The sequence below is a fragment of the Enterococcus casseliflavus NBRC 100478 genome (assembly GCF_001544095.1).
GTDB classification, from domain to species: domain Bacteria; phylum Bacillota; class Bacilli; order Lactobacillales; family Enterococcaceae; genus Enterococcus_D; species Enterococcus_D casseliflavus.
Map to the genome: position 1 here is coordinate 172,357 of NZ_BCPT01000005.1, position 26,736 is coordinate 199,092.

The window sequence follows — 26,736 nt, forward strand, 5'->3', positions numbered from 1 at the left end:
CCCTGATTATATATGAACAAACAATCATATGTCAACCGAAATAAGTTTTTCTTGTGAAATGTAAGCGTTTATGGTTTTGAGAATGCGGATGGCATGCTAGAATAAAGTTAGGAGAAAAAAGGAGTGTTGGCTATGAGAACATTTACTGGTGGAATTTCACTAAGTCCCCCGTTACAAATGTTAAAAGAAAAATTAATGATCGAACAAGATGAAATCCTTACCTTTTCACCCACGATGGTCTTTATCCCTTTGGCACAACATATTGGTGCCCCTGTCGAACCGACGGTTTCCGTTGGTGAGTACGTCAAGCAAGGACAAGTGATCGCTGAAGCAGATGCCTTTGTATCTGCGAAAGTCCATGCATCTGTTTCGGGCAAAATCGTCGATATTGTCGATTGGCCAAATCAAAACAATGAAGAAGGAAAAACCATCATCATTGAAAACGATTATGCCTTCGATAATGATTTTTTGTCCACCCCATTCAACTGGCAATCTGCTGCTAACGAAACGATCCTCAAAAAAATCCGTCAAGGCGGTATCGCCGGCAAAGGCGGTGCAACGTTTCCCACCCATGTCAAATTCAGTATTGATGAAAATAAAAAAATCCATACCTTGATCTTAAACGGATCTGAATGTGAGCCCTTTTTGCGCAGTGATGCCTTCTTAATGCAAAAAGAAGCCCAAAAAATCATCCAAGGGGCAAAAATTGCCCAAAAATTGTTAGCTGATCCAAAAATCATCATTGGCATCGAGGATGATAAACCGCTAGCCATTTCAGCGATGCAAGCCGCAAGTGCAGAGGATGACACGATAGAAGTCGTTACTGTCCCAACTGTTTATCCAACCGGTGGTGAAAAGCAGTTAGTAGAGTTATTGACCGATCAGGAGGTACCTTTAGGCGGCTTGACTGCCGATATTGGGATCGTATTGATCAATGTTGCCACCAGCTTTGCCATCGCTGAAGCGGTCTGTTATGACAAACCGCTGATTGAACGCTATACAACCGTGACTGGTGATGTTCAACATCCACGCATCGTCAAAAATCCTTTAGGAACACTCGCAGGAGAGTTGATCGATTTTGCTGGCGGCTTTCAAGGTGCGCCCAGCAAGCTGATTCTTGGCGGCCCCATGATGGGGAAATCCGTCAAAACATTAAAGGTTCCGGTCACCAAAGGCAGCAACGGGATCGTTGTTTTTAATGAAGAAACCGATTGGCTATATGCCGAAAACCCCTGCATTCGCTGCAATAAATGTGTCGAAGCTTGTCCGATGCGCCTGATGCCGATGGAGATCGATCAATTCTATCGAGCAGGCGATTATCAAAAATGTGAAGAATTGCTGGCAGAAGCGTGTATCAATTGTGGTGCTTGCACCTTTGTCTGTCCAGCCAAACGTTCCTTAGCTGCCAACATCACTGCCGCAAAAGGCAAGGTTGCACAGCTGCAGAAGGAGGCGAAGGAAAGTGCCTGATTACTACAAGGATTCCGATAGCGAGCGCCTCTTTCAGCAACGAAAAAACCAAGAAACACCACCAAGCCCCCATATTCGCAGCAATGACGAAACAGTCAAAATCATGGGCTGTGTAGTACTAGCCTTACTACCAGCAGTTTTATTCTCGGGCTACCTTTTCGGGCTCAAGGTATATGGGTTGTTTCTCATTGCGTTAGCCACGGCGTTTGCCGCCGACGGAATTTGGTCCTACCTCATCAAACGGCCATTTCGTTTCGATCTAAGCATCGTTGTGACGGCATTGCTTTTAACGATGAATCTTCCACCGACCGCACCTTGGTATTTCCCAGTGATCGGGGTGGCGTTTGCCGTGATCATCGTCAAAGAATTTTTTGGCGGTATCGGCTATAACTTTTTAAATCCAGCCCTTGGCGGTCGCGCCTTGTTGATTGGCTTGTTTTATAACCAGATGTTTTTGATCAGTTGGCCAGATCCACCTTTTGGCAGCATTGCTCCTGATGTGGTTTCGCAAGCTACGGCGAACGATGTCGTTTCCGGTGCTACGCCGTTAGCTGTCATGAAGGCCGGGGACACTTTAAGCGGTTCTGATCTGTTGGATGCTTTTTTAGGATTTACTGGGGGACGAATCGGTGAAACCAGTGCCTTGCTTTTACTGCTGGGTGGAATTTTTCTTGTTTACAAGAAAATCATCTCCCCTCGTATCCCACTGATTATTTTTGCAACGATCGGGCTCTTTGCTTTTATCCTTGGTCCAGAAGGACTTTTTACTGGCAGTTGGCAAACGGTGATCGGGCATATCATCAGCGGTGGTGCCATGTTGGGTGCGATCTTTATGGCGACTGATTATTCTTCGACTCCAGGAACAAAAGCAGGAGAAAATCTTTTTGCCTTAGGCGTGGGGCTTCTCGTTGTCCTCTTCCGTTTCTTTGGTTTCACAAACGAAGGCATGAGCTATGCCATCTTGATCATGAATTGTTTTACTCCACTCATCGATCGCTTCTTACGCCTTCGCATTTTAGGGGAAGGAAAAAAGACCCCGTTCAACCTTAAAATCATGAGCTAAAACGCAAGAAAGGAGCGTTCTCATATGATGATCGCCAATCGACTAGTGGTCTTCCTAGTCATTCTACTCACAAATTACGCCTGTCAAAATTTGGCGCCGACCGTCAAAGAAAAAAAACCGAACGTGACGACACGGGTGGTTTTCCTGTCAGGGATCATTGCAGTTGCTTACTTGTTGAGCGGTTTAAGCTTTTATCTTTTACTTCAAAATCGCTTTGTCTATGGCAATCAAGTGGTCACCAATTTAGTAAGTGCTGCCATCATCGCCTTGATTGCTGCCAGTCTATGCTTACTGATCGTTCCAGCAAAAAACCGTTTCTTGACGAATGATCTAAAAAAGACGATCCTAGTCAGTGTCATCTTGCTGACGATCGCCACCGTGACCCAATTTCCCTATACCGATTATTTAACCAATTTACTTGTTGCTGTAGGCATGTATTTTCTCTTTTCCTGTGCTTTGTCAGGGGTTCATACACGAAATCAAATTGCCACGATTCCGCCAATTCTAAAAGGCTTACCCCTGGACATCGTGACACTTTTTCTATTTTATCTGAGCTTTTCCTTTCTCAACGGTGTCTTCTTCAACTATTTATTCTAAACAAAAAGCAAGTCCCGCTTTGGCAGCGGAACTTGCTTATTTCTTGCGGAATATTTCTCTGAAGGAACCGATCAAAAAACCAGTCGAAAAAGCATTTTGTGCTTTTTGTTCTTTTTCAGCAGCGATTTTTTGTCGTGTTCGCAGCCCTTTATTGGCATTTTTGGACTTCTTCCCTTCACGGAGTTCTTTCGAAGCCTTTTGAAACTCTTTTGAGAAACGGTTATACCCAACCATTCCTTTTGCCTCCTTTCTTTTTACGTGGCACATAATAACGAGGATTTATTATAGGAATTGCCTTTCTGATGCAAATCAGGTAACATAACAGACAGAAAGATGATTTATCCCAGGTTTATCAGAAAGGAAGATCCCATGAACGAAACCCACACTGGATTGTTAGTCAATAGCCGTGTTTTTCAAGAAACGCCAATGATGCTAACAGGTATTCAACTTTTAGAAGACCACAAAATCGTGAATTGCATTATTAAGGATCGCTACTTAGCCAGTTATGTCTTACGCCTTCCTTTAAATAAATACCAATTAGAAGTCGAAGGAAAATGGAACAAGCGGGAACAGTTAGTGATCAAGCATATGAAAATCAAGAATATCGATGAGTTTATTAAAATCGTCGGTACACCAGAATAACAGGACTCACGAAAAGCAAGTGCAGGCAACTGCCCTTGCTTTTTTTTTGAAAAAATCCAGCTGATTTTTCCCGCGTGTTCCTCCGATGTTTATCGCGACATTCTGGTAAACCGATCGATCAAGGCTTTTTGCTCCTCTTTGATACCGATCGCCAACGGTTTGATCATTAGTTTGACAGTGGTTGAAGGTGTCTGAATCTGGACTTTTTTATTTACCACACCGCCTAGTTGTAATTTTGTGATCTCATGGATCATAATTGTCTGCATCCCTTTTTCATGAAATTGCAGATCTAACTGAATCAAGTGGATTTTTTCTTCGTCAACCACCACGATAAAATACTTTGGTGTTGGCAGGGCAATCATTTTGGCTTCCTCGGCATAACCAGCCAGTTTTCCATGGAACTTCGCACGGTAGCTTTCTAAATCATCTTTTTTCACGATCCATTTCATCAAAAGCCACATCCTTCCTTAGATACCTTAAGGATACCTTCAGAAACCGCTTTTGCACAACAATATGCCTGCTTGTTTCCTCACATAACCCCTTTCACCTCATTTGATCGTCAAAGACTTTTTCCTCTAGTCATGGACGTTTTGTCCGACACTAGCTAACTCAACAAAAAAAGCGAAGCGCTTAGTGCCCTTCGCTGTTGTTCTTTGGATAGTAGTGTTGGAAAAGCCGCAGAAAGATCGGTGCTAGTAACAGATAAAAAATGCCATTGCCTATTGCGTGGAGGGCATCAAAGCTCAATCCTTGAAAATAATAAGCCCAAAAGCTAGGAAACCCATAAAGTTTGACACTGATCCAAGATATCACAAAGCCATAAGCAAACCCTGCAAATACACTGTAGCTGACTTGTAAAAGCAACCGTTTCATAAACAGCTTGCTTTTTGACAACAGATACATCCCCAAAATAATGATTGCATAGCTAACTAATTGAGCAATCGTCCATATTCCCATTCCAATGTAAAAATTGGTAATCAGCATCGAGAGCAGACAAACGATCAATCCACGACTAAGGCCTAAATGGATGGTTACTAATAAAAAGATCACCGTCATTGGTTGAACATTGGGTAAGGGTTGAAAAAGTGACCTGCCGACGACGGCCGCTGCCACAAGCAGCCCTAAATAAGCAATTTCTTTTCCAGCAAATGCAAGTGGTTTATTCGAATTTTTCATAGGTGAAAACCACTTTATCGTTGTTTCCTAAAAAGGTATCATCTGCCCCAGTTGTAATCATTTCATCATTGATCGTATATGTCCAATAATAGCCAGCTTTTTCATCTTGCGCTAAACCGTCAATGCTGGTGATCATCCCTTGATTTTCTTCCAAGTCAAAGTTCTCTTTCATGATAGTCATCAAAGAAACCCCTTCTTTAAAAGTGACCGTTTTGGTTTCGATCTCCTGGTCTTGCTCTTCACTTTTATTATTGAAGCTGATTTGGGCAGTGCGCTCTTCGGCGTTTTGTTGGACTAACGAAGATTCACTGGAGGAGTTTCCCGCATCCATCGATGGTTTGGCACAGCCCGCAAAAACCAGACTTAGTAAAAAAATATAACTAAAAACAACAGTTTTCTTCATAATAATGGCTCCTTTGATTTTTTTTACAACACCTTATTCTACTAAAAATAAACAAAAAAGGCGAAATTTTTTTGTTTCTCTCTATAGAAAGCATTGTAAAACCATGAGACTATGGGTATACTAGCTTCAATCATTCGTAAGAAGAAATGAAGGAGTGTTGGAATGATGGATAGAAAAAAAGCGTCCTGTACCACTTTACTAGTAGGAAAAAAAGCATCGATCGACGGCTCGACCATGATTGCCCGCAATGAAGATTCTGGAAGCGGTTCGGAACCGCAAAAATTCGTCGTCATCACTCCAGAACAGCAAGGAAATGAATTTTACGCCGTTTTAAGTGACTGTCGAATCAGTTTGCCAGCAAAATCATTACGCTATACTTCAACCCCTGAAGCAGATGAATCGCAAGGAGTTTGGGCAGCTTCAGGAATCAATGAAGAAAATATCGCCATGACTGCAACAGAAACGATCACAACCAATTCACGCGTTTTGGCTATTGATCCATATGTGGAAGATGGTATCGGGGAAGCTGATTTCGTCAGCATCGTACTGCCTTACATCCATTCCGCTAAAGAAGGTGTTTTACGCTTAGGGGAACTCTTAGAAACCTATGGAACCTATGAAGCCAACGGGATCGCTTTTTCTGATGCCGAGGAAATCTGGTATATGGAAACCATCGGTGGACATCACTGGGCAGCTGTTCGCATACCAGATGATGCCTATGTCGTGGCACCAAATCGCTTAAACATTGATCACTTCGATTTCGCCTCAGAAATGACGTTGTGTTCGCAGGATCTCGAACAGTTGATTGAAGACTATCAATTAAATCCTGATTTTGAAGGGATTAATCTACGCCATATTTTTGGCAGCTCCTCAGAAAAAGATACCCGTTACAATAACCCGCGGGCATGGTACATTCAAAAACACTTTAGCGGAACAGCCGCTGAACCGATCGATCAAGAGCTCCCGTTTGTATGCTACCCAAAACAAAAGCTATCCGTGGAAGATGTAAAATGGGCATTGAGCTCCCACTTCCAAAATACGCCTTTTGACCCTTACGGTACAGGGAGCGAGACACAAAAAACACAATTCCGATCGATTGCTCTCAATCGCAACCAGCAAGTCCATATTTTACAGATCCGCAACCACGTGCCCGCAGCAATCGCTGGCATTCATTGGCTTGCCTTTGGCCCCAATACCTTCAATGGCGTTGTGCCCTTTTATGCAGCTATCACTAAGACCCCACTTGGCTATTGTGATACGACAAAGACCTACGATCCATCAAATAGCTATTGGTTAGGACGCACCTTGGCGTTGATTGGAGACAGCGACTACGATCGCTATAGTGATCTTGCCAACCGTTTTGAAATGGAAACGATGGCGGCTTGTCGCCGCATCCAACAAGAAACTGATCGTAAAGCTTCCGTTGACAAGCAGCCTACTCGTCTGCTTGAAGAAGCCAACGCTGAGATGGCCGAACTGTATTTAAAAAATGCAACAACGTTACTAGGAAAAATGGTGGAGTCTGGCAGTAATAAAATGGCCTTGCGTTTTTCTTTAGCCGATTAGTCAATCGCTGAAAATAAAAGGATTAACAAAAACTTTACATGGAATTGCAGCAATCTAAACATTGCTCTCCTATACTAAAGATACCAATTCGTTTTCTTTTTCCTTGCTGGTACAAATCAAGCAATTGATTTGTACTAGTCCCCCTATTGAAGATCAATTGGTAAAAACCGTTGGGAGGAATGAACATGACTACAAGCATTTATCGGACTGTCACCAACGAAATTGTTAAAGGTGAGATCATCAAGAGCAAGAGTCAGCAAGATATGCTGATCATTCAAGACAAAGAAGGTTATTTCCATGTCGTTGAACCAATCCCCGTTACTACTGCAATGACTCCCCGCACGACGAAAGACTAAAAAACCACTGGCGATCAGAAAGAATACAGGATCTTTCTGATCGCTCAGTGGGTTCTTTTTTATGTCAAACTCAATGTGAATCGCTTCAAGCCATCAATGAGTTTTTCTCGCGAACAGCCAATGTTTAGGCGCAAAAAATTTCTCCCCTCTTTCCCATAGATCTCTCCTGACATAATCGCGACTTTCCCCTTTCGAATCATTCGTTGCTGCAATTCCGCCATCGTTAAACCCAGTGCTGTACAATCAATCCACATAAGATACGTGGCTTCGCTTTTCGTGACCACGAGTTCTGGGTGATGTTCCTGTAAATAAGCGATCACATAAGCAATGTTACCATCAAGATAGTCATTGAGCTGATCCACCCACTTACTTTCATTATCGTAGGCAGCAATTGTTGCGGTCATGCCAAAAATACTGGTGGAGCTCAACCCATCGGCTTCTTTTAACTGAGTTAAGAAGCGCTCACGCAACTTGGGATCAGGAATGATTCCATAAGAATAAATCAACCCTGGGAAATTAAATGTTTTACTTCCCGAAGTAACAAGGGCTACATTTTCTTGCAACAAATCAATGATCGGTTGATGCTTTTGTCCTTTTCTTACAATGTCCATATGGATCTCATCAGAAATGATAAATACATCATGGGTTTTCGCCAATTCGATGATTCGTTGCAACTCATCCTTTTGCCAGACTCTCCCAGTTGGGTTATGAGGACTACAGAGGAGAAGAACTTTATTTTCAGGCTGTGCCATCAATCTTGTTAGCTCTTCGAAATCAATGCGATACGAGTTCGCATCATAGATGAGTGCATTAGGTACGATTTTTCTTTTGTTCTCTTTGATCATTTTATAAAACGCATCATACGCTGGCGTCTGAATAATGATCCCATCTCCTGGTTCACTGAGTAGGGTGACGAGCTGTTTAACGCTATACATAACGGAAGGACTGTAGACCAGCCAATCGCTTTTGATCATGCTGTTAAAACGTTCAGAATACCATTTGCAGACCGCTTGCTTGAATTCATTATGATTCCAACGTGTATACCCAAAAACCGGGTGCTGCATCCGCTTGATAAGTGCCGCTTCAACTGCAGCTGGCACCTTGAAATCCGTATCGGAAATCGTAAATGGCAACAAGTTTTTTTCACCAAAACGGTCTTCAACATAATCCCATTGAGTACACTGGGTTCCTTTACGATTGATTGGTTCATCAAAAAACATTTTCTTCACTCCTACTACTTGACAATTTTGCTAAAGAATCGCATCAAGTTGATTTCTGACTGTTGTTACTTTCGTTCCAATGATTACTTGCACGTTAGTATCATCTAAGTGAACGACCCCAAGCGCACCTAGTTTTTTCAGCCGTTCATCATCAACCAATGTACCATCGTTTAGAACGAGGCGTAGCCGTGTAATGCAATTGTCTAAAGAATCAATATTGCTTGCTCCCCCTAAAGCTGCCAAAATACCATGGGCATCATAGCCACTCTTTCCAGAATAGGTCATTTCCTCTTCCAACTCATTCGTTTGATCACTGTTCTCTTCTCTACCAGGTGTCTTCAAGTTCTTGCGAAGGATTACTGTTTTAAAAACAAAGTAATAAAGGGCAAACCAGCAAGCTCCTACAATCAGAACGAGCCACCATTTTGTATATGCGCCTTGCATCACGCCAAAGATAAGAAAATCAAGCACGCCCCCATCGGTATTTCCAATCGTGACACCTAATAGACTCATTACCATAAATCCAGCACCTGTCATGATGACATGAAAAATCCATAATAAAGGGCTGATGAATAAGAATAAAAATTCGATTGGTTCAGTAATTCCTGTCACAAAAGTTGCAATGACGCCTGAAATCAATAAACCTTTTATTTTTGAACGATTTTCAGGTTTTGCCGTGTGGTACATAGCTAATGCTGCTGCCGGTAAGCCAAACATGAAGGTTGGCATCTTCCCTTGAGACAAGAACGCAGTTGCACTTGGTGAGATGCTCAAGCCGTTTTGTAATTCCGCATAAAAAATATTCAACGCCCCAAAGACTTGCTGACCATCGATCAGCTGACTTCCCCCGGCTTCGGTAAAGCGAATCATGGAAACCAAAATATGGTGTAATCCAAATGGCAGTAACAAGCGCTCACCTGAACCAAATAAGAACGGACCGAAAGGACCAGCTTGTTGGATCAAATGTCCGATTCCTGTGATGATCATAGCAAACAACGGCCAAATCATCGGAATGATCACCCCGACCATAGCTAAAGTAAGCGAGGTGATGATTGGAACAAAACGTGCTCCTGAAAAGAATGCAAAACTATCTGGCAATTGAAAATGGTAGAAGCGCATATGCAATTTATAAACGATCAATCCTGCGATAATACCTCCTAGAACACCCATTGATAATGTTTGAATGCCAAAAACGATCTCTTGCCCTGCTTCTCGTAGTTGATCTGCAGCAGCTAATTGATTCGTTTCTTGCAAATAAAAATTGATGGATAAATGCATCACGACATAGCCCACAAAGCCTGAGAATGCCGCAACTCCCTTCTCTTTTCTTGCTAGACCTAAAGGAATCGCCATCGCAAACATGACGGGTAAGTAACTAAAGGCAAACCCACCGATCGTTGACATGAAACGAAAAACCACTTGGAGCCAAGGGGCACCTAAAAATGGGAAAACGTCGATCGTTGAAGAAGATGAAAATGAACTACCAATCCCTAAAAATAAACCCATGAATGCGAGTAAAGCGACTGGCAACATAAATGTTTTCCCAAGTCCTTGAAAAATTTCCATCCAGCTTGCTTTCTTTCCTTTTTGCATATCATTTCCTCCTAACACTTTTATCTCTTAAAATGTAAACGATATCAAGAAGGCTTACAATACAGTTCCCCAAAGAAGAATGACCATTCACAAAATGGAATGGTCATTCAGGATCAAGTCCTGCTTCGATTTGATTGGCGTATTGAATAATTAAAATATCCAGTAACGCCGCTAAGGAGATCCGCGGGCTCAAATCGACTTCATGATGATTAATCGCTGTCATTTCAACAGGAAAAGAGAAGGTGGCAAGCTTTTCTAACGTGCTTTTTGGTTGACCAATACAGGCTAAAATCGGCACGCCTCTTTGTTTCAAACGAGTAGCATAATTTAGCATCCCGATCGTTTCTCCACTATGACTAATAAAAAGAGCTAAATCATTTTTTGATAGTTGGTTCGCGATGGTTGTCAATTCATCCCAATCCGTTGATGCACCCACTGTTTTACCTAAAAAGCGCAATTTTCGACTTGCAGATAATGCGACCGGCGCACTTTGCCCTAAAGCGAAAAATTCGATTCGTTGTGCTTGCTGCAGCATTTCCACGGCACGCTGAAAGTCAGCTTCTTCAATCATTGATAAGGATGTCGTCAGCTGGTCAATCATTTGCTTGATCAGTGGGGATAAGCCAAGAGAGGCTTGGGTAGCAGACTCGTTTCTTTCAAGGCTTTGATAACTTTTCAATGAAAATTTGAATTCTTGAAAACCCGTAAAGCCAAGCTTTTTCGCCATTCGACTGATCGTTGCTTGACTAGTATAGGTTTGAGAAGCTAACTCATCGGCCGTCATTTCCGAAACTTTCTCAGGCGCTCTCAAACAATAGTTAAGGACGGTTCGTTCTACTCGGTTTAGCTCAGGGATTTTGTATTGGATTCGTTTGTATAAATGGTTCATCACCTGCTTCTCCTCTCTACTGTTTCTTTATTCTTCTCCTCTCCACTATGCTTCATTTACTCATTATACCTTCCATCAAGAAAAGTACCAACTGATGATGAAGAACTTGACAGCAAAAAAGTGACTCACCAGGTAAAAGGTGAGCCACTTCTTCTATTTTCTCTCTATCTATCATTTTTGCGCAGTCAATTCTGTAAACTCTTGCCCATTGCCATAGTCACTTTCTTTTGAGGGTTGCTTTCCAGATATTCGTTGTCGGCAACTGACAAGTTTATTTTCGACATATTCCATTGTATTGGCGGCGAACATTACTACATTTGCTAGACCTTTGATCAAGGGATCGTTTGGTTCCATCCTCTATTCCCCCATTTCCTTCACGTGTAAGTTGTTACTGACACTTCCTTAACAATGAATATAGACGAGGTACCTTAAATCAAACTAAAAGAGGACCAACACTACGAAAAGCAAAGCAGACTAGTTTCCCTTTCTGGTAAAATATGGTACATGTAGTAGGAAAGGATGATCAATCTCATGATAAAAACCTTAGTGGTGGCTAGCCACCCAGATTTCCACAACTCTCTTTCCCAACGTTTTTTCAGTGAAAGTGCCAAACTTTCTAATGTCACCATACACTTTCTTGATGATTTTTCTGACTTTTCCCTTGCCGATGAACAGGCGCTGCTGCATAACTGTGACCGTTTGGTTTTACAATTCCCCTTATATTGGTACAGTGTTCCAGCAAAAATGAAAGCTTGGATCGATACGGTTTGGGAAAATTGCGCGCCTGCTTTGATGGGAAAAGAAATTAGTTTCGCCGTTTCTACTGGTGTTGCTGCCAAAGAATTTCAGTTAGGTGGTCGAGAAAATACGACCTTTAACGAAATTTTGCATCCACTCGTACTGATGGCAAAAAAACACCAAATGACCGTGTTACCCATCGTTGTCCTTGACCAACTGATGTATAAAACGGAAAAAGAAAAGCGTGCCTTTGTCATTGCCTATCAGCAATTATTATCGATGCCCGCTCCCTTTACGTTTGACCAAAAGCAACAATGGTTTGCTGAGAAACTGGCACATTTGGTTTCTAAAAAACCGCAGCTTTCTCCTTTGCTATCCCTGTTGCAGGAAAACCATGAAACATTGAACGAATTAGAAGATGCTTTAGCTGAATTGGAGGTGCTTTGATGAGGCATGATTGGCTAACACCGCTGATAGAACAATCCATTCAAGAAACCACTGATTACCATGAAAAAGCATTTTTGCAAGAGCTGGGACAGTTGTTGCAGCAGCAAGAAACCCGCATCGAATTGAAACAAGGAGAACTTGACGGGAAGTTGTGGAACCCTAGTGAATGGTAAGGAATAATTTTCAACGCAAGAAAAAGCTTTGGTCCCACCCAGCCTTAAAAATACTGGGTGTTGCCAAAGCTTTTTCAGGTGGTTTCTATTGCATAATCACAATGAATCGCTTTTATTCTTTGTGGCAGCGATATACGCTGCTTGCAATTGTTTCGTGATTGAACCCAATACGCCAGTGCCAACGGGTTTCCCATCAATGGCAACGATCGGAACGATTTCCCAAACTGAGTTGGTCAAGAAACACTCTTGCGTGTTGCGTAGTGCCTCAATCGGGACGGGTTCTTCTCGATAGGGAATTTCTAATTGGCGACACAACTGAAGGACCTTCAATTTCGTGATTCCCGGTAACACCAAACGCCCATCCGGATGAGTATAGACGATCCCATCAATGACAAACCAGAGATTGGATGCAGATGCTTCTGTAAAAAAGCCATCTCGTTGCAGTATTGCATCATCGAAGCCAGCTTCGATCGCTTGATCCAGCGCCAAAAGATTCCCTAACAAACTCAATGATTTGATATCACAATGCAACCAGCGTTCATCAGGAAGAACGGTTGCCGAAAGCCCAGCTTGCTGCATTTCATCTGGTCGTTCAAAGGGGATCACATTTGCCGTCACCACCCCTTTGACCGATCCAGCTGGTGGAAACTCGTGATTTCTCGGAGAAGCGATTCCTCGGGTGATCTGAAGATAGATTTCTCCTTCTGTGATTCCTTCAGTCTTAATGAGTAACTTTAGGTTTTCAGTCAATTGGGGAATCGAATAGGGTAACGTTAGCTTAATTTTTTGTGCACTGCTTTCCAATCGAGCCATATGCTCCGCTAACATAAAACAGTGGCCATTATATATTCGGATAACTTCATAGATCCCATCACCATACTGATAGCCACGGTCTTCGATATCAATTCTCACTACCTCTCGATCAACGATCTGATCATTCCACAAAATCTTCATTTACTCACTCCTATCGTCGTTTTCGTTTCAATCAGTATAGCATGAGTCTTTGTACCGTGCTATGTGTCATCTAAAACAAAAAACTTGCTGATGAAGATTTCTTCAACAGCAAGTTTTATTGTTACAATGACTCCTTATCGATCACAGAACGTTCTAGTTTGCGTTCCTGGAAAAAACGGAGTAGCGTGCCAGACATCGCCATAATGATCGAATACACTGGAAGTGCAACGATCATACCAACAAATCCCAGCAAGTTGCCTGCGATCAATAATAAGAACACCGCAATAATCGGATGGATATGCAACACTTTATTCATTACTAGAGGTGAAACTAGATACGATTCACCCAATTGAATGATCGTGATGCCCACTACCAATAAAATGGCAGTCCGGATATCTAAACTTAAAGCAAATAGAAATGCGGGTGCCGCTCCGATAAATGGTCCGAAGTATGGAATGATATCCAAGACACCGCAAATCAGGCCTAAAAGCAACGCATTCTGCAAACCTAGTAAAGAAAAAATCAAATAACTGGAAACGGCAACGTACGAACATACAAGCAATTTCCCGCCAATATAAGCAGACGCTGCTTGGTGGAAATCACTGCATAACTGACGCATCAAACCTTGGTATTTTTTCGGTGTTTTGTTTGCTAAAAAGTCTGGCACTTTCTCACCGTCTTTAAACATATAGACTAAGAGCAGTGGGATCGTAAACAAAACGATCGCTGAGTGAGAAACGATGGAGATCAAACTCGTCAGACTATTCGTTGCCCCGGTAATAAACTGCAAGGCGAAATTGCTCGCTTGCGAAATATCGATCGAATCAATGAAAGGACCGAAAAGTTCCTCCAAATAGGAATGATCGATGTTATCGATCACCAAATTGATGATAACGGGTATTTGATTGATAAAGCGTCCCATCTCATAGGCTAATGCGGGTCCAATCACCTGAATAATCAAATAGGCTGCAAAAACGATCAACAACAGTGTCGCATACAGCGCAACGCTTTTCTTTTTCGTCCTTCTTTTTACCCAATTAAAGAAAGGCAAAAAGATATAAAAAATAAAAATTGATATCAGTACTGGTAAAAAGACACTAGAAAAGATTGCTTCTAATGGTCGAAAAACAAACAGTATATTTGAATAGATCCAGACGGCGATCCCTAAAAGGCAGACGATCACCAGACCTGCAAAAATTTTTGATTTTTTAAGAAACTCCAATAATTGATCCTCCTGATTCTAGAAAATACGTTCACTTCTTTCAGTTTATCATAATTTTTTAAGCGAATGATCCTTTTGCGAATATTTTTTCAAAAATCCACGTTTTTCATAGGAAACTTTTGAGTAATTTAATTATTTTGCCAATAAAACCCTTCTGCAAAATCAATTTTGATGAGCAGAAAAAGGAACCGAGTGTTGCAAGTGTTTGATACAGTAAGCTGCCACACCGAGCTGGAGTAAACCTAACACTAAGAAAATCAGATGCAAAACATTCCCGCCCCTTAATAAAATCACTTGAACAATGATCCAGATAACTAAACAGATGCCTAAAAGCAATTCCCCATGGTACCCTTGGTTGCGCCACAATCGGATAGCTGCCAATAAATTGCCCAGTCCTAACACAATTAGCAAAAACACCCCGGGAATCAGAAATGTTGTAAATGGCGTTCCTTGGAGCATGGACGATTCCAACCCAGCAAATGACTGTCCTTTCCTTAATGGCTCAATACTCATAAACGCCAGCATGCTTCCTCCACATGCGCCAACACCTATCACTAAACTTAACACAAATAACGCAAATCGCAGCTTCATTTCTCCCACTCCTTCATCAAACATAAAACCGTTAATAAATTGACCATTTTCAACTAGCGATGGGGTTTCTGGCTATTCACTCGTTTTTAGGTGAATAAATAAATGCTGCAATTTGCTGTGTTTCTACAGAGGAAAAGCCGCAAGACTCATAAAATCGGCGCGTTTTCTCTGTGTTGTCCGTGATCAAAACCTTTTGTCGAATCGCTGGATATCTCGCCAGCATTTTTTTGAGCAATCGCTGGCCAATTTTTTGACGTTGGAACGCTGGCGCTACTAATAGATCCTGAATATAAAGAATGGTTTGTCCATCGGTTATACATCGAATAAGTCCGACTAGCTGCTCTTCAACATAGGCAGTGATCACCTGTGACTGAGCTAGGCCGTTTAATAGTCGCTCTGGCTCTTTCGTATAGGCGACCCAGCCAACACATTTATATAAAGCGAGAATCTGATTTGAATCCTCTGGTAATTGATCTTTAAAGATGATAGTCATTCTTTTCCTCCTCGTTACTTTTAACCAAACGATGCAGCAACAAATAAAGAGTTAACAGTCCTTTTCCGAACAGGCTCTTGCTACCCTTCAAGCCGAATTGCTTTGCTTGACTAAAGAGTATCCTGAGGAAAAGCAGCTGTCAACTCTAATCACGATTTACTAGAGGAACAAAGAGGAAGTGGTGTTGTTACTAATTAAACCTAAGGATTACTTAATCAAGCATTAATTCGCTTTTTAAACGCTGACTCGTCGCTTGTTGTTCTTCAGGAGACACTTCTTGATAAGAGATACCGTATTCACCTCTAAAGCCATCGCCAGTGAACCCAGTACCCGCCATTTGGTAAGATTCGACAGTAACGAGTGCCGATTGATATTGGGTGAATAGTTGACTCATCTGAGAAAACGTTAAATCTGTTTCACCATTTTCCCCAATAATCGTTAACAGATCCTGAATCCGCATCACGCTTGATAGAGAAACTAATTCATTCGCCAAAATCTCTGTCACTTCTCGCTGACGACGTTGGCGTCCATAGTCACCTTCGGGGTCATCTTTGCGCATACGAGTATATTGAAGTGCCTCCCAGCCATCTAATTCGAGCGTTCCCTCTGGATAATCGATTTTTTCTGCCGTAAAAGCAAACTCATTTTCAACCGTGATTCCACCAATCGCATCGACAAGATCTGCCATCCCATCCATGTTTAAGGAGAAATAATGATGAATCGGTATATCCAAGTATTGTTCGACTGTTTCGATCATCATTTTTGCGCCACCGAATGAATGGGCATGATTGATCTTATCCTGATAGCCTTGCTCGACGATCTCCACATAAGCATCTCGAGGAATACTTGTGAGGGTCGTTTTGCGTGTAGCAGGATTCAACGTCGCTACCATGATCGTGTTTGCCCGGTAATCCGTTTTGCGACGAGAGTCATTGGCGATCCCTAACAAGAGAAGACTTAAGGGCTCGGCGTTTTCGATAACCTCCGCCTCTTCTCGCCCTTCGATCGGTCGATGGATAGACTCCACGACATCCTCTACTTGAAAATACACCCTAATAGCATAGGCGGTTCCGGCGGATACGATGCCCATCAACAGTACTAAGAAGACAATTATCAGTTTTTTCGCTGTACTCATTTTACTTCCCCCTACGCACACTTTTTTTGAACGAAAATACAAAAGCAGATGTGATAAAACTGATTCCACTTGCCAACAAGATACTCGCTAACAAGTCACTAGGATAGTGAACCCCAAATAGCAAGCGGCTCATCATAATAAGCAGTAAATAAACCAATCCCAAAAACATAGCTAGTTTTTGGCTAATAAGACGTTTGCCTCTTTGGCCAGGCGCTGTTTGTGCGAAGAAAAAGAGGAGAGAAATAATTAGCGTGGTCGCTAATAGTGTATGGCCACTTGGAAAACTGGCGGACGCCCGTTCCATACTGTCAGCAAACTCCGGTCTTGGGCGATCAACGAATTTCTTGATCAGTTGGCCAACACCACTGATTATGATCATATTTCCCATCAACCAAAAACTCTCGATCCGTTTCTTCCGAAAAAACAAAATTGCTGCCAATAGAAAATGAATAGCCGCTATCGGGACGATCGTTGCCGTGCTAGCAAGCGGAACAAAAATCGCTTCTACTGTAGCCGTCCGCCATTGAGGCACGTGGGAAAACAGGGTATCAAGCGTTTGGAACCACTGCGGCTCTAATGCTACAAGGAAAAACAACCATGCGAAACAGCTACAAAGCAGTCCACCTATCACCCCTTGTTTTGCTGTCTTGCTCATGTTAATCCCCTACTTTCTTTTAATGCGTACGATCGTTTCTTCGCTTTAGTCGGGAATTTTTCTAACCCGAAGATAATTCCCATCGCAATACTGATCGCAATCAACGAGGTTCCTCCTTGGCTTAAGAATGGCAGAGGAATTCCCGTTAATGGCAGCAACCCAATCGCCGCGCCGATATTTTCAAAGATCTGAAAGACTAAGCCAAAAACGTACGTGATGGCGATATAGACCGACGCCTTGTTATTCGTTTTTAACGCGGCGAAGATGATTTGATAGATGAGATAAAAATACAAGAAGATCACTAAGGTACTTCCTAAAAAGCCATAGGTTTCACCAATAACTGTAAAAACCATATCTGATTCACGAACCGGCACGTACACTGTCGTATGGGTGTCAGGCGCTCCCAATAAGCCTCCTGAGCCAATCGCCCACATACTGCGAACTTGTTGGAACGCGATAGAGTCTTGGTACGCTAGGGGATCTGCCCAAGCTCGCACTCGGTCTAATTGATACTGCGAGAAATGAAGTCGAAACAAGACACGATTGCCCCATTCCGTAAACACGAGCAGCAATAAAATAGCGCCGAGGGCTGCAATCAAACCGATCACTACGGTCAAAATTTTCCAATGAACACCAGAGATAATAAATAACGCCCCTAACATCACAATAAACACTAAACTCGTACCAAAGTCCCGTTGCATAAACATCAATAGAAATGTCGGTATACTATAAAGCAAGATCTTAGTGACGTAGATCAAATCAGATTTAATGGTCCGTTCGGCTTTTCGCTTTTCATACACTAAGGTGAGATAGACCATAAAAAGCATAAAGGCCACTTTCATAAACTCTGAGGGCTGAATGGTAAAGTCGCCGATTCTGATCCAGCGTTTGGTATGCGTCTGCTCAAACATCGTTTGATCGTAGAACCAATGAAGAGAAGCCATCAAACCTAGCGCCAATACATACAAAAGGCCCGAAAAGCGTAAGAGCAAATTGGTTGGGATCAAACTTGTAACGAAGAGCGCGATGGCGGATAGAACACAAAAAACGATCTGTCGAAAAACGATTCCAGAAGGATCATTGCCATCCATTACAGAAGCTTGATGCTGGACCCAAATGCTTAGCAAAAAAAGCAGAAAAACGGGTAGCAGCAAGGCATAGTTTGCATCATGTCGTTTGAGGAACTTCATTTCGTTTGCCCTCCTCTCGCTCTAATTTCAGGCACATACTAAAGGCAAATGAAAGAATAAAGTAACTGGAGCCACCATAGCTGATAAAGGGTAACGGTACCCCCGTCATCGGCATCAACCCTAAAATACTGGCTATATTGATACTTGTTTGCAACAAAAGTAATGTACTTGTTCCTAGCAATATCAACCCAATCTGAGGGTTTTCAATAGCTGCGGAACGAATAAATAAACGTAAGATGATTACGAATAATAAGCCAATAACAAAAATCCCGAAAAGCAAGCCAAGCTCTTCTACTAAAACGGAAAAAATAAAATCGGTTTCCGCAACTGGTAAAAAGCCTTTTTTCGTAATACTGTTTCCTAAACCCAGACCAGTAAGCCCTCCATTAAATAAAGCATAGTAAGAATGGATCATTTGGAACCCCTGATTGTAAGGGTCGGAGAATGGATCACCTACTAGGCGAATTCGGTTATATACGTGCATAAAAATATGAGGCAATAAATCATTGTCCCCTAAAAACATGATCAACAGGGCAGCCAAGAATAGACTGATCACTAAGCCACCAAATAAAAGAGCCGTCAGCTTCACGGGGACTTGTACCGTAGTTATCATGACAAATGCTAAAAAAAGCAAAATCATCACACCGGCTATTTTCGGTTGAAACAGGATCAACACACAGCACAAAAACAAAACGAAAAGCGGACGTTTCATTTCCTGCAAGGTGGTTTTTGCAGTTTGAAAGTAATGAGCAAGGTACAAGACCATCCCTACATTCACAATCTCTGATGGTTGAAATTGAATCCCTGCGATCGAGACCCAGCGTTGTGCCCCATTAACAGAGACACCGAAAAAGGGCAAACGAGCTAAGAGCAAGGTAAAGATCCCAAATGCTAGCAGACCGATCGCTAAGTATTTGCTAAGCAAAATCTCTCTTCGCGTCCGCTGAATAATGAATAAAAGAACCCAGCTAAGTAACAAAAAGACCAATTGACGGATAAATAGCGACGCTGGTGGTTGATCTCTCGTTAATAAACGGTATGAACTTGCACTATAAATCATTAAAAGACCGATAAGACTCAATAGCAAATAAGCTATGATCAGCAGCCAATCGATCTTCTTTTTTTCTATCATTGCTTCCACTCCTCTTGCCTTGGAGTAGGTGTTCAGACGGTACCAGTTATTTTGCTCTATGAGCTTCGTCATCCATCAGAAAGAAAAGCAAAAAAGTCTCACTTCTCTTAGGACGTCAGACTTTAGCAGCAATCTCATCGTCCGAGTTTTAGCACTATACAACGTAAAGAAAGTCATTTGCCCTCTTAGCTATTTTATGAAAAGCCTTAATCCGACAATTCCTGTTTTACACATTGGCGTCTTTCGACGTTTCTGCGCAATAGCTTGTGTTTGTATAGGAGCCTCACCTAACAAGGTTATATGTTATTTTTCAATCCAATATGAATGGTACCCTTCCTCGAATAAAGATACAACCAATTCTCTGTTATTTTTATTTTTCTTTAACTTTTCTTAAAGAATTTAGATATTTCGAATATTTTCTGCTCTATAAAGAAAAAACAACCAAAATAATCATCCAAACAAAGGAACGGCATCGATAAAAGACGTTATTAAAAAAACGAACATTTAAAAAAAGCAGTCCTTTCTCTAGGTGCTGAAAAAGGACTGCTTGCTTGATTTTGGTCTATCGATTGAAAGTTTTCTTGATCTATCAATCCACTGGTCGATTGGTTTGCCGTTCTTGCGCTGCTTTTCGTAACTGCTTCTGCGCTTTTTTAGATCCCCGTTCAATATCTCGAGTAAACTTGCGCTGCGCAAACTCAACGAATAGCTGATCAAGATCATAACCTGCGGGATAGAGCACCTCTCGCTTTGTGAGGAGTTGCAAGCGACGTGCGGCAACAACAAAAAATTGTTTCTCTATTGAAATTTTCGCTTGTCCTTGTTCCAAATACTCATAAAAAAGTCCGCGCTGGTTATGTTCTGTTGAAAAGACCAAGTCTCCTTTTTGAAAAATAAGATCTATCTTGGCTTCTTGTTGAGGGGGTTGTTTCTTCCCCTTTTCAAAAGGCTGCTTCTCAAAAGAATAGGTTTTATGCTTTAAATATTCCTTGGCCGTCTGGACTACGTCAGCGGGGATCGCCATCTTCTCGGCAATCCAAAACGCATTACTATCACCGACTGCATTCGTCAGCAAGCGATATTTTGGTGTCAAGGTTTTGGCATCAAAAGCCATTGCCGCTGTTTCGAAATCTTGATGATCGACGGCAAACTGCTTGATTTCACCATAATGCGTTGTTGCGATCATTAAGGCTCCTGAGCGATAGATGGATTCCATGATGGCGATTGCCAAAGCAGCCCCTTCATTGGGCTCAGTGCCGCTGCCGATTTCGTCCAATAAAACAATACTGTGTCGGGTAGCATTCTTCATAATCTGAGCAATGTTCGACATGTGTCCAGAGAAGGTACTTAAAGAATTTTCCAGACTTTGTTGATCGCCAATATCCATCCAAAGACTTTTTAAAAACGGAACAATGCTTTTGCCCTTGTGTGCTGGAAATAAGCCATAATGAGCCATGGCGCAAACAAGTCCAACGGTTTTTAAGACGACGGTCTTGCCTCCAGCATTGGGTCCAGTGATGACCATGCAGCGGTTTTCTTCGCCAAGTTTTAAAGAAAGAGGAACCGCATCACGCCCCAGCAAAGGATGGCGGACGTGATCAAGAAGCAAAACTTCTTTCTCAGTCATAGTTATCGGCTGCCCATTGATTTCTCGACAATATTTTCCCCGAGCAAAAATAATATCCAGCACAACTAAAATGTCAAGACAGGCAAACACGGCGTTCATTTGTTCGGCGATCGCCCCTGTCAACTCTGACAACACTTGGTATTGAGCGGCTGTTTCTTCTGCTTGTGCCAAGATCAATCGATCATTTAAACGGGCAGCTGCCTCCGGTTCAATAAAGACAGTCGCTCGTTTATTGGAACGTTCGATGATCGTTCCGTTAAATTGGTGTTGAAATTCAGCACGCACAGGTAACGTATATCGGTCGTTCTTTTTGATGACACGATTTTCTTGTAAATAGCGACTTTCCTTAAAAAACTTTGCAAAAAATTTTTTCAGATCAGCTTCATATTTTTCGATCGTACCGCGAATTTTCCGCAATTCTCGGCTGGCATTACTATCAACCTGACCATTGCGAATCTTTTGGAAAATCATTTCGGCGATTTCAGAAAAGTCTTCTAACCCTTGTGCATATTGATGTAATCTTGGGGCAATCGATTGATTCTTTTCGAACAATTGACGGATGATTCGAAAAGACCGTAAAAAGTCTCCATATTCGATAAGCTCCTGTGGTTCTAAAACAAATCCTTTTTCAATTTTCTCCGTATGGTGTAAGACATGCTGCAGCCCCATAAAAGGCACTTGACGACCAGCGGCTAATAGCGCCATCGCTTCAGTGGTCTCTGTCACTCGTTTTTGGGCAGAGTGGATCGTCGCTGCTGGTTTTTCATTCGCAAAGCGCGCCTTGCCGTAATCGCTGATTATTTTTTTACTTACTTGTTCTTTAATTTGTTCAAATTCAGTTGCTTGAGGTATCTTCATGAGTTATCCTTTCTTGTGCCTGAGGATTCCGATCAGATCCCCGTCCAAAAAAGTGTACAAAAAAAGCGATAGTCTCCCATCACCTGATTCATCAATAACGATTTTTATCGGTATCTACAGGCACAACAAATAAACAGTCTGTTTTTGCTTATTTGTTTTAATTGGCTGATTAGATACCTACGACACTCATCAATATACCTCTTTCTTTTTTGAACGAGTTTTTTTCATTGTAATATAGAAGCTGTCCTTCTGTCAACTGCACCCAAACTGCCCTTACAAAAAGAAAAAACGCTCAGCAGCTCCTAAAAGCCCCTGAGACGTTTTTTGATTTTAAATGATGTAAGGCGCTTACGAGCGAATCAGGTGATCAAAGGCACCTAATGCTGCAGTCGCACCTGAACCCATTGAAGTGATGATCTGTTTGTATACACTATCGGTACAATCCCCTGCTGCAAAGACCCCTTCAATATTGGTTGCGCCGTGTTTGTCTACGACGATCTCATTGCGTTCGTTTAAAACGATGCGATCTTTTAACCATTCGGTATTCGGCATCAAGCCAATCAAGATGAAGACACCCTCAACAGCTAATGTGAATTCACCATTCGTTTCGCGATCAACGTAGGTCAATTGTTCGACATGATCGGATCCAGCAATTTCCTTCGTTGCCGCATTCGTAATAACAGTCACATTTTCTAACGTGTTCAAACGGTTTTGTAGCACAAGGTCCGCTTTTAGTTCCGGTAAAAATTCAAGAACATAGACGTGTTTTGCCATGCCAGCTAAATCGATCGCTGCTTCGATCCCAGAGTTTCCGCCGCCAATGACAGCAACCTCTTTCCCAGCAAATAACGGGCCGTCACAATGTGGACAATAGGCAACACCTTTATTTTTGAATTCTTTTTCTCCTGGAACATTGATGTTACGCCAGCGAGCGCCAGTTGCTAAAATGGCCGTTTTGGTTTTTAATACTGCACCATTTTCTAATTCAACTTCGATGACATCATTGCGACGAATATCTTTCGCACGCTGCCCTTTCATCACGTCTACATTGTATTCGTTGATATGCTCTTCTACCTGACGCATTAATTTTGGTCCTTCGGTATAAGGAGTACCGATCATGTTTTCGATCCCCAGGGTTTCCATTACTTGTCCACCCATTGTTTCGACGACCATCCCAGTATTGATGCCTTTACGCGCTGCATAAATCGCTGCGCTTCCGCCTGCAGGTCCGCCACCGACAACTAACACATCGAAAAGCTCTTTTTCAGCAAAGTCATCTTTACTCGTCGGACCAGCTGCTTTTTCCAACAACTGTTCGATCGTTTGACGGCCGCTTGCAAATTCTTCACCATCCAAAAAGACGGTTGGCACAGCCATAATTTTTTTCTTGTCAATTTCTTCTTTGAACATCCCACCTTCGATCATGGTGTGGCTGATGGAAGGATTTAGCACTGCCATGATATTTAACGCTTGAACAACATCAGGACAGTTATGGCAGGTCAAGCTGACATAGGTTTCAAAATGTAATGGCTTATCGATCGCTTTGATGCGCTTTTGAAGTGCTTCGTCAATTTTCGGCGGACGACCGCTTACTTGAAGCAACGCTAAAATAAACGAAGTGAACTCATGTCCTAACGGCAAACCAGCAAAAGCGATGCCGCTTTCTTCACCGGGACGATTGATCGAAAAGCTTGGTGTCCGTTCACTTGCTACAGCTTGGATAGTGATTTTTGGCGACATTTCTGCGATTTCTTCTAAGAATTCACGTACTTTTGTGGAAGAATCATCCTCACCTAAAGTTGCCGCAAAAACAACCTCTGATTCTAGCATCGCGAGATACTGCGTCAGTTGGTCTTTGATTGCCTTATCTAATGCCATGAGAGCCTCCTAAATCTTGCCTACAAGGTCTAAGCTTGGCGTTAAAGTTTCTTCGCCTTCTTTCCATTTTGCAGGACATACTTCACCTGGATGAGTACGGACATATTGTGCAGCACGGATTTTATCGATCAAGCCACTAGCATCACGACCGATACCGTCCGCATTGATCTCAACTGTTTGGACTACGCCATCTGGATCGATGATGAATGTTCCACGTTGAGACAACCCAGAAGCTTCATCTAGTACATCAAAGATCTCTGAGATCACATGAGAAGGATCTGCAATCATGATATATTCGATTTTATTGATGGCATCAGAATGATCATGCCATGCTTTATGAGTGTAATGAGTATCTGTTGATACAGAATAAACTTCTGCGCCTAATTCTTTTAATGATGCATATTGATCTTGCAAATCTTCAAGCTCTGTCGGACAAACAAATGAGAAATCTGCAGGGTAAAAACAAACAACGTTCCATTTTCCTTTAAAATCTTCTGATGAAACATCGATAAATTTTCCATTGTGGTAAGCTTTCGCTTCGAATGAACCAATCTCTTTTCCAATTAATGACATATCATTTCCTCCAATTAGAATAATTATTTGAGAATAATCTCTATTAATTATTAGTATATCTAACTATAAAAAGCAATAGTTTATTCAGAAATAGTCAAAAAAAATGTTATCCTCCTCAGAAATGAGCATATTTATTTCCTATCCAAAACAAATAGAGTATAGTTGTAAGTTTGACTAATCGTTTCCATTTTAATTCCCTACTTGTTAGATTCTCAATTACACCCCTCATTCTCAATTAAATAAAAAAGATTGCCTCTTCCTATGATTCCTCACCAAGTAAAGTGAGCCATAGAAAAAGGCAATTTTTTATTTAGTATTTAAATAGTTGAACAATCCACTGATCGTTCGATCCCTCAATGTAATCCGCTTACCGTCTAAAAAAACTTCTTCGACCGGGTAATGGTCTTGAAAAGGTGGAACTTCCAAGTATTGACTTGCGAGAAAGCGCTCCGGAGATTCGACTGTTGCTATTTCTTTGCTGCCATTTTTCAGATAATGAATTTCTAACATATTCATTGCCTCTTTTCTTGTATTCTGAACTTTTTAAAAGCATTGAGAGAACCATATTTCTCGCTGTTATTTTTTGATTGGTTCAGTTACAAGGCGTATTATAATCTTCCTTTTTTTAAAAGTAAAGAAAGCACTCTCGATTGAAGTGTCTCTTATTTTTTAGCTTTCGTATGTCCGATAAAGTAGTCCTCTAAGACACCACCTATAACAAAAATGACCCAAGAGTAAGCCCATGCATGAAACATGAAGGACCAAAGCATGTAAACGACCAAAATCACTGGCCAGTAGACTGTTCGAAAAAAGGTGACTCTACCAGCGGATTCCCCATATTTATGACGTGTTGCTCGATCACCCGGATGGTCTTCGTCGCGAATAAAATACGTCTCAGTTGCCAGCTTCGCAAAGCCTGTACGGATAATACTTACATAAATAATAAAGAACACACCTGCTGCAACCGTCAAGAAAAACAAGGAAATCCCAAACTCAACAGAATAATAAAACACTTCACTTAAAAGTACAGGCGCAATTGATAAAATACAGGCACCAATTCCTAAAACAAGACCAATCCGAAAACTTTTTTCATAATTTGTGAGTTGCTGAGCGGCTTCTCGTTTGGCATCCCTTTTTATTGGACGATCATCCAACTGTTTACGAGCACCGGAAAAGTGCAAGCTGCTAGAGATAATAAAACCGACCCCGATGGCGATAAAAAGAAACATCACCATTATTCCAAAGGTCTCAGCATATATACTAACAAAGAGCATCAAGGCTGCTAGGGATGCGATACAAAAACCGATTCCTATAGATAACGAGAAAGCAAAATGTCGCACAGTTCCCCAATAATCAAACGCATCGTCTTCTGTGATGGCATCGGACCAATCATCAATCGGCGCTTCTTCTTTTGAAACATTTAACTCTTGCAACAGCTCATCTACGGAACCAAACTCACTGATTACTGCACCGATGGCTTCATGCTCGCTTTTCCCTTGGTGAATCAGTTCTAAGTAGTGGTCTTCCATAATCGCTAAGAGGTCTTCTTTCGCCTTTTTGGTTTCCGGTGTGATGGGTACTGATAAAAATAAGCTGTCTAGATAGTCATGAATGGTTTTCATTTGTCTCCTCCTTGTAAGAACTGGTCAACGACGATCTTTGTCTGCTGCCACTCCAATATTTTCTCCGTAAGGCTTGCTTTTCCGTCTGCAGTTATCTGGTAATACGTCCGCTTTTTGCCATGCGTCACTTCTCCAGGATATGAGCGGATCAATCCTTGTTTTTCTAACCGAGTAAAAGCGGAATACAACGTCGTTTCTTTGATCACATATAAAGCATCTGTTCCTTCGCGAATACGCTTGGATATTTCATATCCATAAGAATCTTCATTGGAAAGAATGGATAAAATGATTGCGTCGTTATAGCCGCGAATTCCGTCACTCGAGATCACGCAATCGCCTCCTAAATTACTTCATCTGTCGTACTAATTATAAAACAATTACTACGACAGGTAAAGTAAAGCAGGGAAAGTTATCAAAAATCAGTCGTAGGTCTTAGAAAATAGGAAAATAAAAAGGGACACGCATTCTCAGTA

General features: G+C 41.8%; 30 protein-coding genes and 1 riboswitch. Of the genes, 8 read left to right on the plus strand and 22 right to left on the minus strand.

Annotated features, from left to right (window positions below; translation table 11 throughout):
- Positions 1–132: 132 nt before the first annotated feature.
- The 3 genes from rsxC to ECA1_RS06260 are packed head-to-tail and all read left to right on the plus strand — an operon-like array spanning position 133 to position 3,130.
- A complete protein-coding gene (rsxC, locus tag ECA1_RS06250; RefSeq protein ID WP_034857394.1) occupies positions 133–1,470 on the plus strand; it encodes an electron transport complex subunit RsxC in 1,338 nt (445 codons plus the stop codon).
- On the plus strand, positions 1,463–2,533 hold the full coding sequence (locus ECA1_RS06255) for an RnfABCDGE type electron transport complex subunit D (RefSeq protein WP_060791973.1): 1,071 nt from the start codon (positions 1,463–1,465) through the stop codon (positions 2,531–2,533). Before rsxC ends, ECA1_RS06255 begins: the two co-directional genes overlap by 8 nt.
- Positions 2,534–2,557: 24 nt before the next feature.
- A complete protein-coding gene (locus ECA1_RS06260; protein WP_060791974.1) occupies positions 2,558–3,130 on the plus strand; it encodes a hypothetical protein in 573 nt (190 codons plus the stop codon).
- A gap of 36 nt (positions 3,131–3,166) precedes the next feature.
- Here the strand turns inward: ECA1_RS06260 and ECA1_RS06265 are convergent, their stop codons facing one another.
- Positions 3,167–3,364, minus strand: a complete 198-nt coding sequence (locus ECA1_RS06265; RefSeq protein WP_015509783.1) for a hypothetical protein — start codon at positions 3,362–3,364, stop codon at positions 3,167–3,169.
- 135 nt (positions 3,365–3,499) lie between these two features.
- Between ECA1_RS06265 and ECA1_RS06270 the strand changes: the two genes are divergently transcribed.
- Positions 3,500–3,772, plus strand: a complete 273-nt coding sequence (locus ECA1_RS06270) for a hypothetical protein (protein ID WP_005226206.1) — start codon at positions 3,500–3,502, stop codon at positions 3,770–3,772.
- Between the two features lie 89 nt (positions 3,773–3,861).
- On the opposite strand, the gene ECA1_RS06275 is transcribed toward ECA1_RS06270, so the two are convergent.
- From ECA1_RS06275 to ECA1_RS06285, 3 genes are all read right to left on the minus strand, one after another.
- A complete protein-coding gene (locus tag ECA1_RS06275) occupies positions 3,862–4,233 on the minus strand; it encodes a hypothetical protein (RefSeq protein WP_005226207.1) in 372 nt (123 codons plus the stop codon).
- Positions 4,234–4,402: 169 nt separating this feature from the next.
- Positions 4,403–4,948, minus strand: coding sequence for a metal ABC transporter permease (locus tag ECA1_RS06280; RefSeq protein ID WP_060791975.1), 546 nt, complete (start codon positions 4,946–4,948; stop codon positions 4,403–4,405).
- Positions 4,932–5,351: a DUF4430 domain-containing protein gene (locus ECA1_RS06285; RefSeq protein WP_060791976.1), complete on the minus strand. Its 420-nt coding sequence runs from the start codon at positions 5,349–5,351 to the stop codon at positions 4,932–4,934. The genes ECA1_RS06280 and ECA1_RS06285 overlap by 17 nt, the downstream gene beginning before the upstream one ends.
- Positions 5,352–5,516: 165 nt before the next feature.
- On the opposite strand from ECA1_RS06285, the gene ECA1_RS06290 reads away from it, so the two are divergent.
- Both ECA1_RS06290 and ECA1_RS06295 read left to right on the plus strand, forming a co-directional pair.
- Positions 5,517–6,917, plus strand: a complete 1,401-nt coding sequence (locus ECA1_RS06290; protein ID WP_060791996.1) for a C69 family dipeptidase — start codon at positions 5,517–5,519, stop codon at positions 6,915–6,917.
- A 185-nt stretch (positions 6,918–7,102) separates the two neighbouring features.
- Positions 7,103–7,273 (plus strand): hypothetical protein, encoded by a 171-nt coding sequence (locus ECA1_RS06295; protein ID WP_010748430.1) that lies wholly within the window; start codon positions 7,103–7,105, stop codon positions 7,271–7,273.
- A gap of 59 nt (positions 7,274–7,332) precedes the next feature.
- Here the strand turns inward: ECA1_RS06295 and ECA1_RS06300 are convergent, their stop codons facing one another.
- From ECA1_RS06300 to ECA1_RS06315, 4 genes are all read right to left on the minus strand, one after another.
- The gene (locus ECA1_RS06300; RefSeq protein ID WP_060791977.1) at positions 7,333–8,493 is read right to left on the minus strand and encodes a MalY/PatB family protein; all 1,161 of its coding nucleotides are present in this window, start codon (positions 8,491–8,493) and stop codon (positions 7,333–7,335) included.
- A 30-nt stretch (positions 8,494–8,523) separates the two neighbouring features.
- A complete protein-coding gene (malX, locus tag ECA1_RS06305; protein WP_060791978.1) occupies positions 8,524–10,086 on the minus strand; it encodes a maltose/glucose-specific PTS transporter subunit IIBC in 1,563 nt (520 codons plus the stop codon).
- A 103-nt stretch (positions 10,087–10,189) separates the two neighbouring features.
- A complete protein-coding gene (locus tag ECA1_RS06310; RefSeq protein ID WP_060791979.1) occupies positions 10,190–10,975 on the minus strand; it encodes a MurR/RpiR family transcriptional regulator in 786 nt (261 codons plus the stop codon).
- A 171-nt stretch (positions 10,976–11,146) separates the two neighbouring features.
- On the minus strand, positions 11,147–11,329 hold the full coding sequence (locus ECA1_RS06315) for a hypothetical protein (RefSeq protein ID WP_060791980.1): 183 nt from the start codon (positions 11,327–11,329) through the stop codon (positions 11,147–11,149).
- Between the two features lie 165 nt (positions 11,330–11,494).
- Between ECA1_RS06315 and ECA1_RS06320 the strand changes: the two genes are divergently transcribed.
- Both ECA1_RS06320 and ECA1_RS17615 read left to right on the plus strand, forming a co-directional pair.
- Positions 11,495–12,160 carry an NAD(P)H-dependent oxidoreductase gene (locus ECA1_RS06320; protein ID WP_060791981.1) on the plus strand — a complete coding sequence of 222 codons (666 nt, stop codon included), beginning with the start codon at positions 11,495–11,497 and terminating at the stop codon, positions 12,158–12,160.
- Positions 12,160–12,333 (plus strand): hypothetical protein, encoded by a 174-nt coding sequence (locus ECA1_RS17615; RefSeq protein WP_164890372.1) that lies wholly within the window; start codon positions 12,160–12,162, stop codon positions 12,331–12,333. Before ECA1_RS06320 ends, ECA1_RS17615 begins: the two co-directional genes overlap by 1 nt.
- A 96-nt stretch (positions 12,334–12,429) precedes the next feature.
- On the opposite strand, the gene dat is transcribed toward ECA1_RS17615, so the two are convergent.
- The 14 genes from dat to ECA1_RS06390 form a co-directional block, all read right to left on the minus strand.
- The gene (gene dat / locus ECA1_RS06325) at positions 12,430–13,287 is read right to left on the minus strand and encodes a D-amino-acid transaminase (protein ID WP_060791982.1); all 858 of its coding nucleotides are present in this window, start codon (positions 13,285–13,287) and stop codon (positions 12,430–12,432) included.
- Between the two features lie 121 nt (positions 13,288–13,408).
- The gene (locus ECA1_RS06330; RefSeq protein WP_060791983.1) at positions 13,409–14,509 is read right to left on the minus strand and encodes an AI-2E family transporter; all 1,101 of its coding nucleotides are present in this window, start codon (positions 14,507–14,509) and stop codon (positions 13,409–13,411) included.
- Between the two features lie 162 nt (positions 14,510–14,671).
- Positions 14,672–15,100: a hypothetical protein gene (locus ECA1_RS06335; protein ID WP_236596047.1), complete on the minus strand. Its 429-nt coding sequence runs from the start codon at positions 15,098–15,100 to the stop codon at positions 14,672–14,674.
- A 76-nt stretch (positions 15,101–15,176) separates the two neighbouring features.
- Entirely contained in the window at positions 15,177–15,593 is a 417-nt protein-coding gene (locus ECA1_RS06340) for a GNAT family N-acetyltransferase (RefSeq protein WP_060791985.1), read from the minus strand.
- Positions 15,594–15,804: 211 nt separating this feature from the next.
- On the minus strand, positions 15,805–16,728 hold the full coding sequence (locus tag ECA1_RS06345) for an LCP family glycopolymer transferase (RefSeq protein ID WP_060791986.1): 924 nt from the start codon (positions 16,726–16,728) through the stop codon (positions 15,805–15,807).
- 1 nt (position 16,729) lies between these two features.
- On the minus strand, positions 16,730–17,383 hold the full coding sequence (locus ECA1_RS06350) for a phosphatase PAP2 family protein (RefSeq protein WP_060791987.1): 654 nt from the start codon (positions 17,381–17,383) through the stop codon (positions 16,730–16,732).
- The gene (locus tag ECA1_RS06355) at positions 17,380–18,573 is read right to left on the minus strand and encodes an FtsW/RodA/SpoVE family cell cycle protein (RefSeq protein WP_060791988.1); all 1,194 of its coding nucleotides are present in this window, start codon (positions 18,571–18,573) and stop codon (positions 17,380–17,382) included. The genes ECA1_RS06350 and ECA1_RS06355 overlap by 4 nt, the downstream gene beginning before the upstream one ends.
- On the minus strand, positions 18,551–19,705 hold the full coding sequence (locus tag ECA1_RS06360; RefSeq protein WP_034868647.1) for an FtsW/RodA/SpoVE family cell cycle protein: 1,155 nt from the start codon (positions 19,703–19,705) through the stop codon (positions 18,551–18,553). The genes ECA1_RS06355 and ECA1_RS06360 overlap by 23 nt, the downstream gene beginning before the upstream one ends.
- 126 nt (positions 19,706–19,831) lie before the next feature.
- Positions 19,832–20,007, minus strand: a riboswitch (M-box (ykoK) riboswitch).
- Between the two features lie 287 nt (positions 20,008–20,294).
- Positions 20,295–22,190: an endonuclease MutS2 gene (locus tag ECA1_RS06365; RefSeq protein WP_060791989.1), complete on the minus strand. Its 1,896-nt coding sequence runs from the start codon at positions 22,188–22,190 to the stop codon at positions 20,295–20,297.
- Between the two features lie 348 nt (positions 22,191–22,538).
- Complete coding sequence (gene ahpF, locus ECA1_RS06370) at positions 22,539–24,068, minus strand: alkyl hydroperoxide reductase subunit F (protein WP_015509798.1); 1,530 nt, start codon at positions 24,066–24,068, stop codon at positions 22,539–22,541.
- A 9-nt stretch (positions 24,069–24,077) separates the two neighbouring features.
- Positions 24,078–24,641 carry an alkyl hydroperoxide reductase subunit C gene (ahpC, locus tag ECA1_RS06375; protein ID WP_005226227.1) on the minus strand — a complete coding sequence of 188 codons (564 nt, stop codon included), beginning with the start codon at positions 24,639–24,641 and terminating at the stop codon, positions 24,078–24,080.
- 306 nt (positions 24,642–24,947) lie between these two features.
- A complete protein-coding gene (locus ECA1_RS06380; protein WP_010748444.1) occupies positions 24,948–25,151 on the minus strand; it encodes a hypothetical protein in 204 nt (67 codons plus the stop codon).
- A 152-nt stretch (positions 25,152–25,303) separates the two neighbouring features.
- A complete protein-coding gene (locus ECA1_RS06385; protein ID WP_060791990.1) occupies positions 25,304–26,263 on the minus strand; it encodes a permease prefix domain 1-containing protein in 960 nt (319 codons plus the stop codon).
- Positions 26,260–26,592 carry a PadR family transcriptional regulator gene (locus ECA1_RS06390; protein ID WP_060791991.1) on the minus strand — a complete coding sequence of 111 codons (333 nt, stop codon included), beginning with the start codon at positions 26,590–26,592 and terminating at the stop codon, positions 26,260–26,262. The genes ECA1_RS06385 and ECA1_RS06390 overlap by 4 nt, the downstream gene beginning before the upstream one ends.
- Between the last annotated feature and the right edge of the window lie 144 nt (positions 26,593–26,736).

Excerpts from the sequence above, each read along its gene's own strand:
- ECA1_RS06280 (WP_060791975.1), bottom strand. The coding sequence starts at position 4,948 with ATGAAAAATTCGAATAAACCACTTGCATTTGCTGGAAAAGAAATTGCT.
- ECA1_RS06295 (WP_010748430.1), top strand. The coding sequence starts at position 7,103 with ATGACTACAAGCATTTATCGGACTGTCACCAACGAAATTGTTAAAGGT.
- ECA1_RS06355 (WP_060791988.1), bottom strand. The coding sequence starts at position 18,573 with ATGAAGTTCCTCAAACGACATGATGCAAACTATGCCTTGCTGCTACCC.
- ECA1_RS17615 (WP_164890372.1), top strand. The coding sequence starts at position 12,160 with ATGAGGCATGATTGGCTAACACCGCTGATAGAACAATCCATTCAAGAA.
- ECA1_RS06335 (WP_236596047.1), bottom strand. The coding sequence starts at position 15,100 with ATGAAGCTGCGATTTGCGTTATTTGTGTTAAGTTTAGTGATAGGTGTT.
- ECA1_RS06385 (WP_060791990.1), bottom strand. The coding sequence starts at position 26,263 with ATGAAAACCATTCATGACTATCTAGACAGCTTATTTTTATCAGTACCC.
- ECA1_RS06345 (WP_060791986.1), bottom strand. The coding sequence starts at position 16,728 with ATGAGTACAGCGAAAAAACTGATAATTGTCTTCTTAGTACTGTTGATG.
- ECA1_RS06275 (WP_005226207.1), bottom strand. The coding sequence starts at position 4,233 with ATGTGGCTTTTGATGAAATGGATCGTGAAAAAAGATGATTTAGAAAGC.
- ECA1_RS06260 (WP_060791974.1), top strand. The coding sequence starts at position 2,558 with ATGATGATCGCCAATCGACTAGTGGTCTTCCTAGTCATTCTACTCACA.
- dat (WP_060791982.1), bottom strand. The coding sequence starts at position 13,287 with ATGAAGATTTTGTGGAATGATCAGATCGTTGATCGAGAGGTAGTGAGA.
- ECA1_RS06270 (WP_005226206.1), top strand. The coding sequence starts at position 3,500 with ATGAACGAAACCCACACTGGATTGTTAGTCAATAGCCGTGTTTTTCAA.
- ECA1_RS06360 (WP_034868647.1), bottom strand. The coding sequence starts at position 19,705 with ATGATAGAAAAAAAGAAGATCGATTGGCTGCTGATCATAGCTTATTTG.
- ECA1_RS06380 (WP_010748444.1), bottom strand. The coding sequence starts at position 25,151 with ATGTTAGAAATTCATTATCTGAAAAATGGCAGCAAAGAAATAGCAACA.
- ECA1_RS06265 (WP_015509783.1), bottom strand. The coding sequence starts at position 3,364 with ATGGTTGGGTATAACCGTTTCTCAAAAGAGTTTCAAAAGGCTTCGAAA.
- ahpF (WP_015509798.1), bottom strand. The coding sequence starts at position 24,068 with ATGGCATTAGATAAGGCAATCAAAGACCAACTGACGCAGTATCTCGCG.
- ECA1_RS06340 (WP_060791985.1), bottom strand. The coding sequence starts at position 15,593 with ATGACTATCATCTTTAAAGATCAATTACCAGAGGATTCAAATCAGATT.
- ECA1_RS06285 (WP_060791976.1), bottom strand. The coding sequence starts at position 5,351 with ATGAAGAAAACTGTTGTTTTTAGTTATATTTTTTTACTAAGTCTGGTT.
- malX (WP_060791978.1), bottom strand. The coding sequence starts at position 10,086 with ATGCAAAAAGGAAAGAAAGCAAGCTGGATGGAAATTTTTCAAGGACTT.
- ECA1_RS06320 (WP_060791981.1), top strand. The coding sequence starts at position 11,495 with ATGATCAATCTCATGATAAAAACCTTAGTGGTGGCTAGCCACCCAGAT.
- ECA1_RS06290 (WP_060791996.1), top strand. The coding sequence starts at position 5,517 with ATGGATAGAAAAAAAGCGTCCTGTACCACTTTACTAGTAGGAAAAAAA.
- ECA1_RS06300 (WP_060791977.1), bottom strand. The coding sequence starts at position 8,493 with ATGTTTTTTGATGAACCAATCAATCGTAAAGGAACCCAGTGTACTCAA.
- ECA1_RS06310 (WP_060791979.1), bottom strand. The coding sequence starts at position 10,975 with ATGAACCATTTATACAAACGAATCCAATACAAAATCCCTGAGCTAAAC.
- ahpC (WP_005226227.1), bottom strand. The coding sequence starts at position 24,641 with ATGTCATTAATTGGAAAAGAGATTGGTTCATTCGAAGCGAAAGCTTAC.
- ECA1_RS06350 (WP_060791987.1), bottom strand. The coding sequence starts at position 17,383 with ATGAGCAAGACAGCAAAACAAGGGGTGATAGGTGGACTGCTTTGTAGC.
- rsxC (WP_034857394.1), top strand. The coding sequence starts at position 133 with ATGAGAACATTTACTGGTGGAATTTCACTAAGTCCCCCGTTACAAATG.
- ECA1_RS06365 (WP_060791989.1), bottom strand. The coding sequence starts at position 22,190 with ATGAAGATACCTCAAGCAACTGAATTTGAACAAATTAAAGAACAAGTA.
- ECA1_RS06315 (WP_060791980.1), bottom strand. The coding sequence starts at position 11,329 with ATGGAACCAAACGATCCCTTGATCAAAGGTCTAGCAAATGTAGTAATG.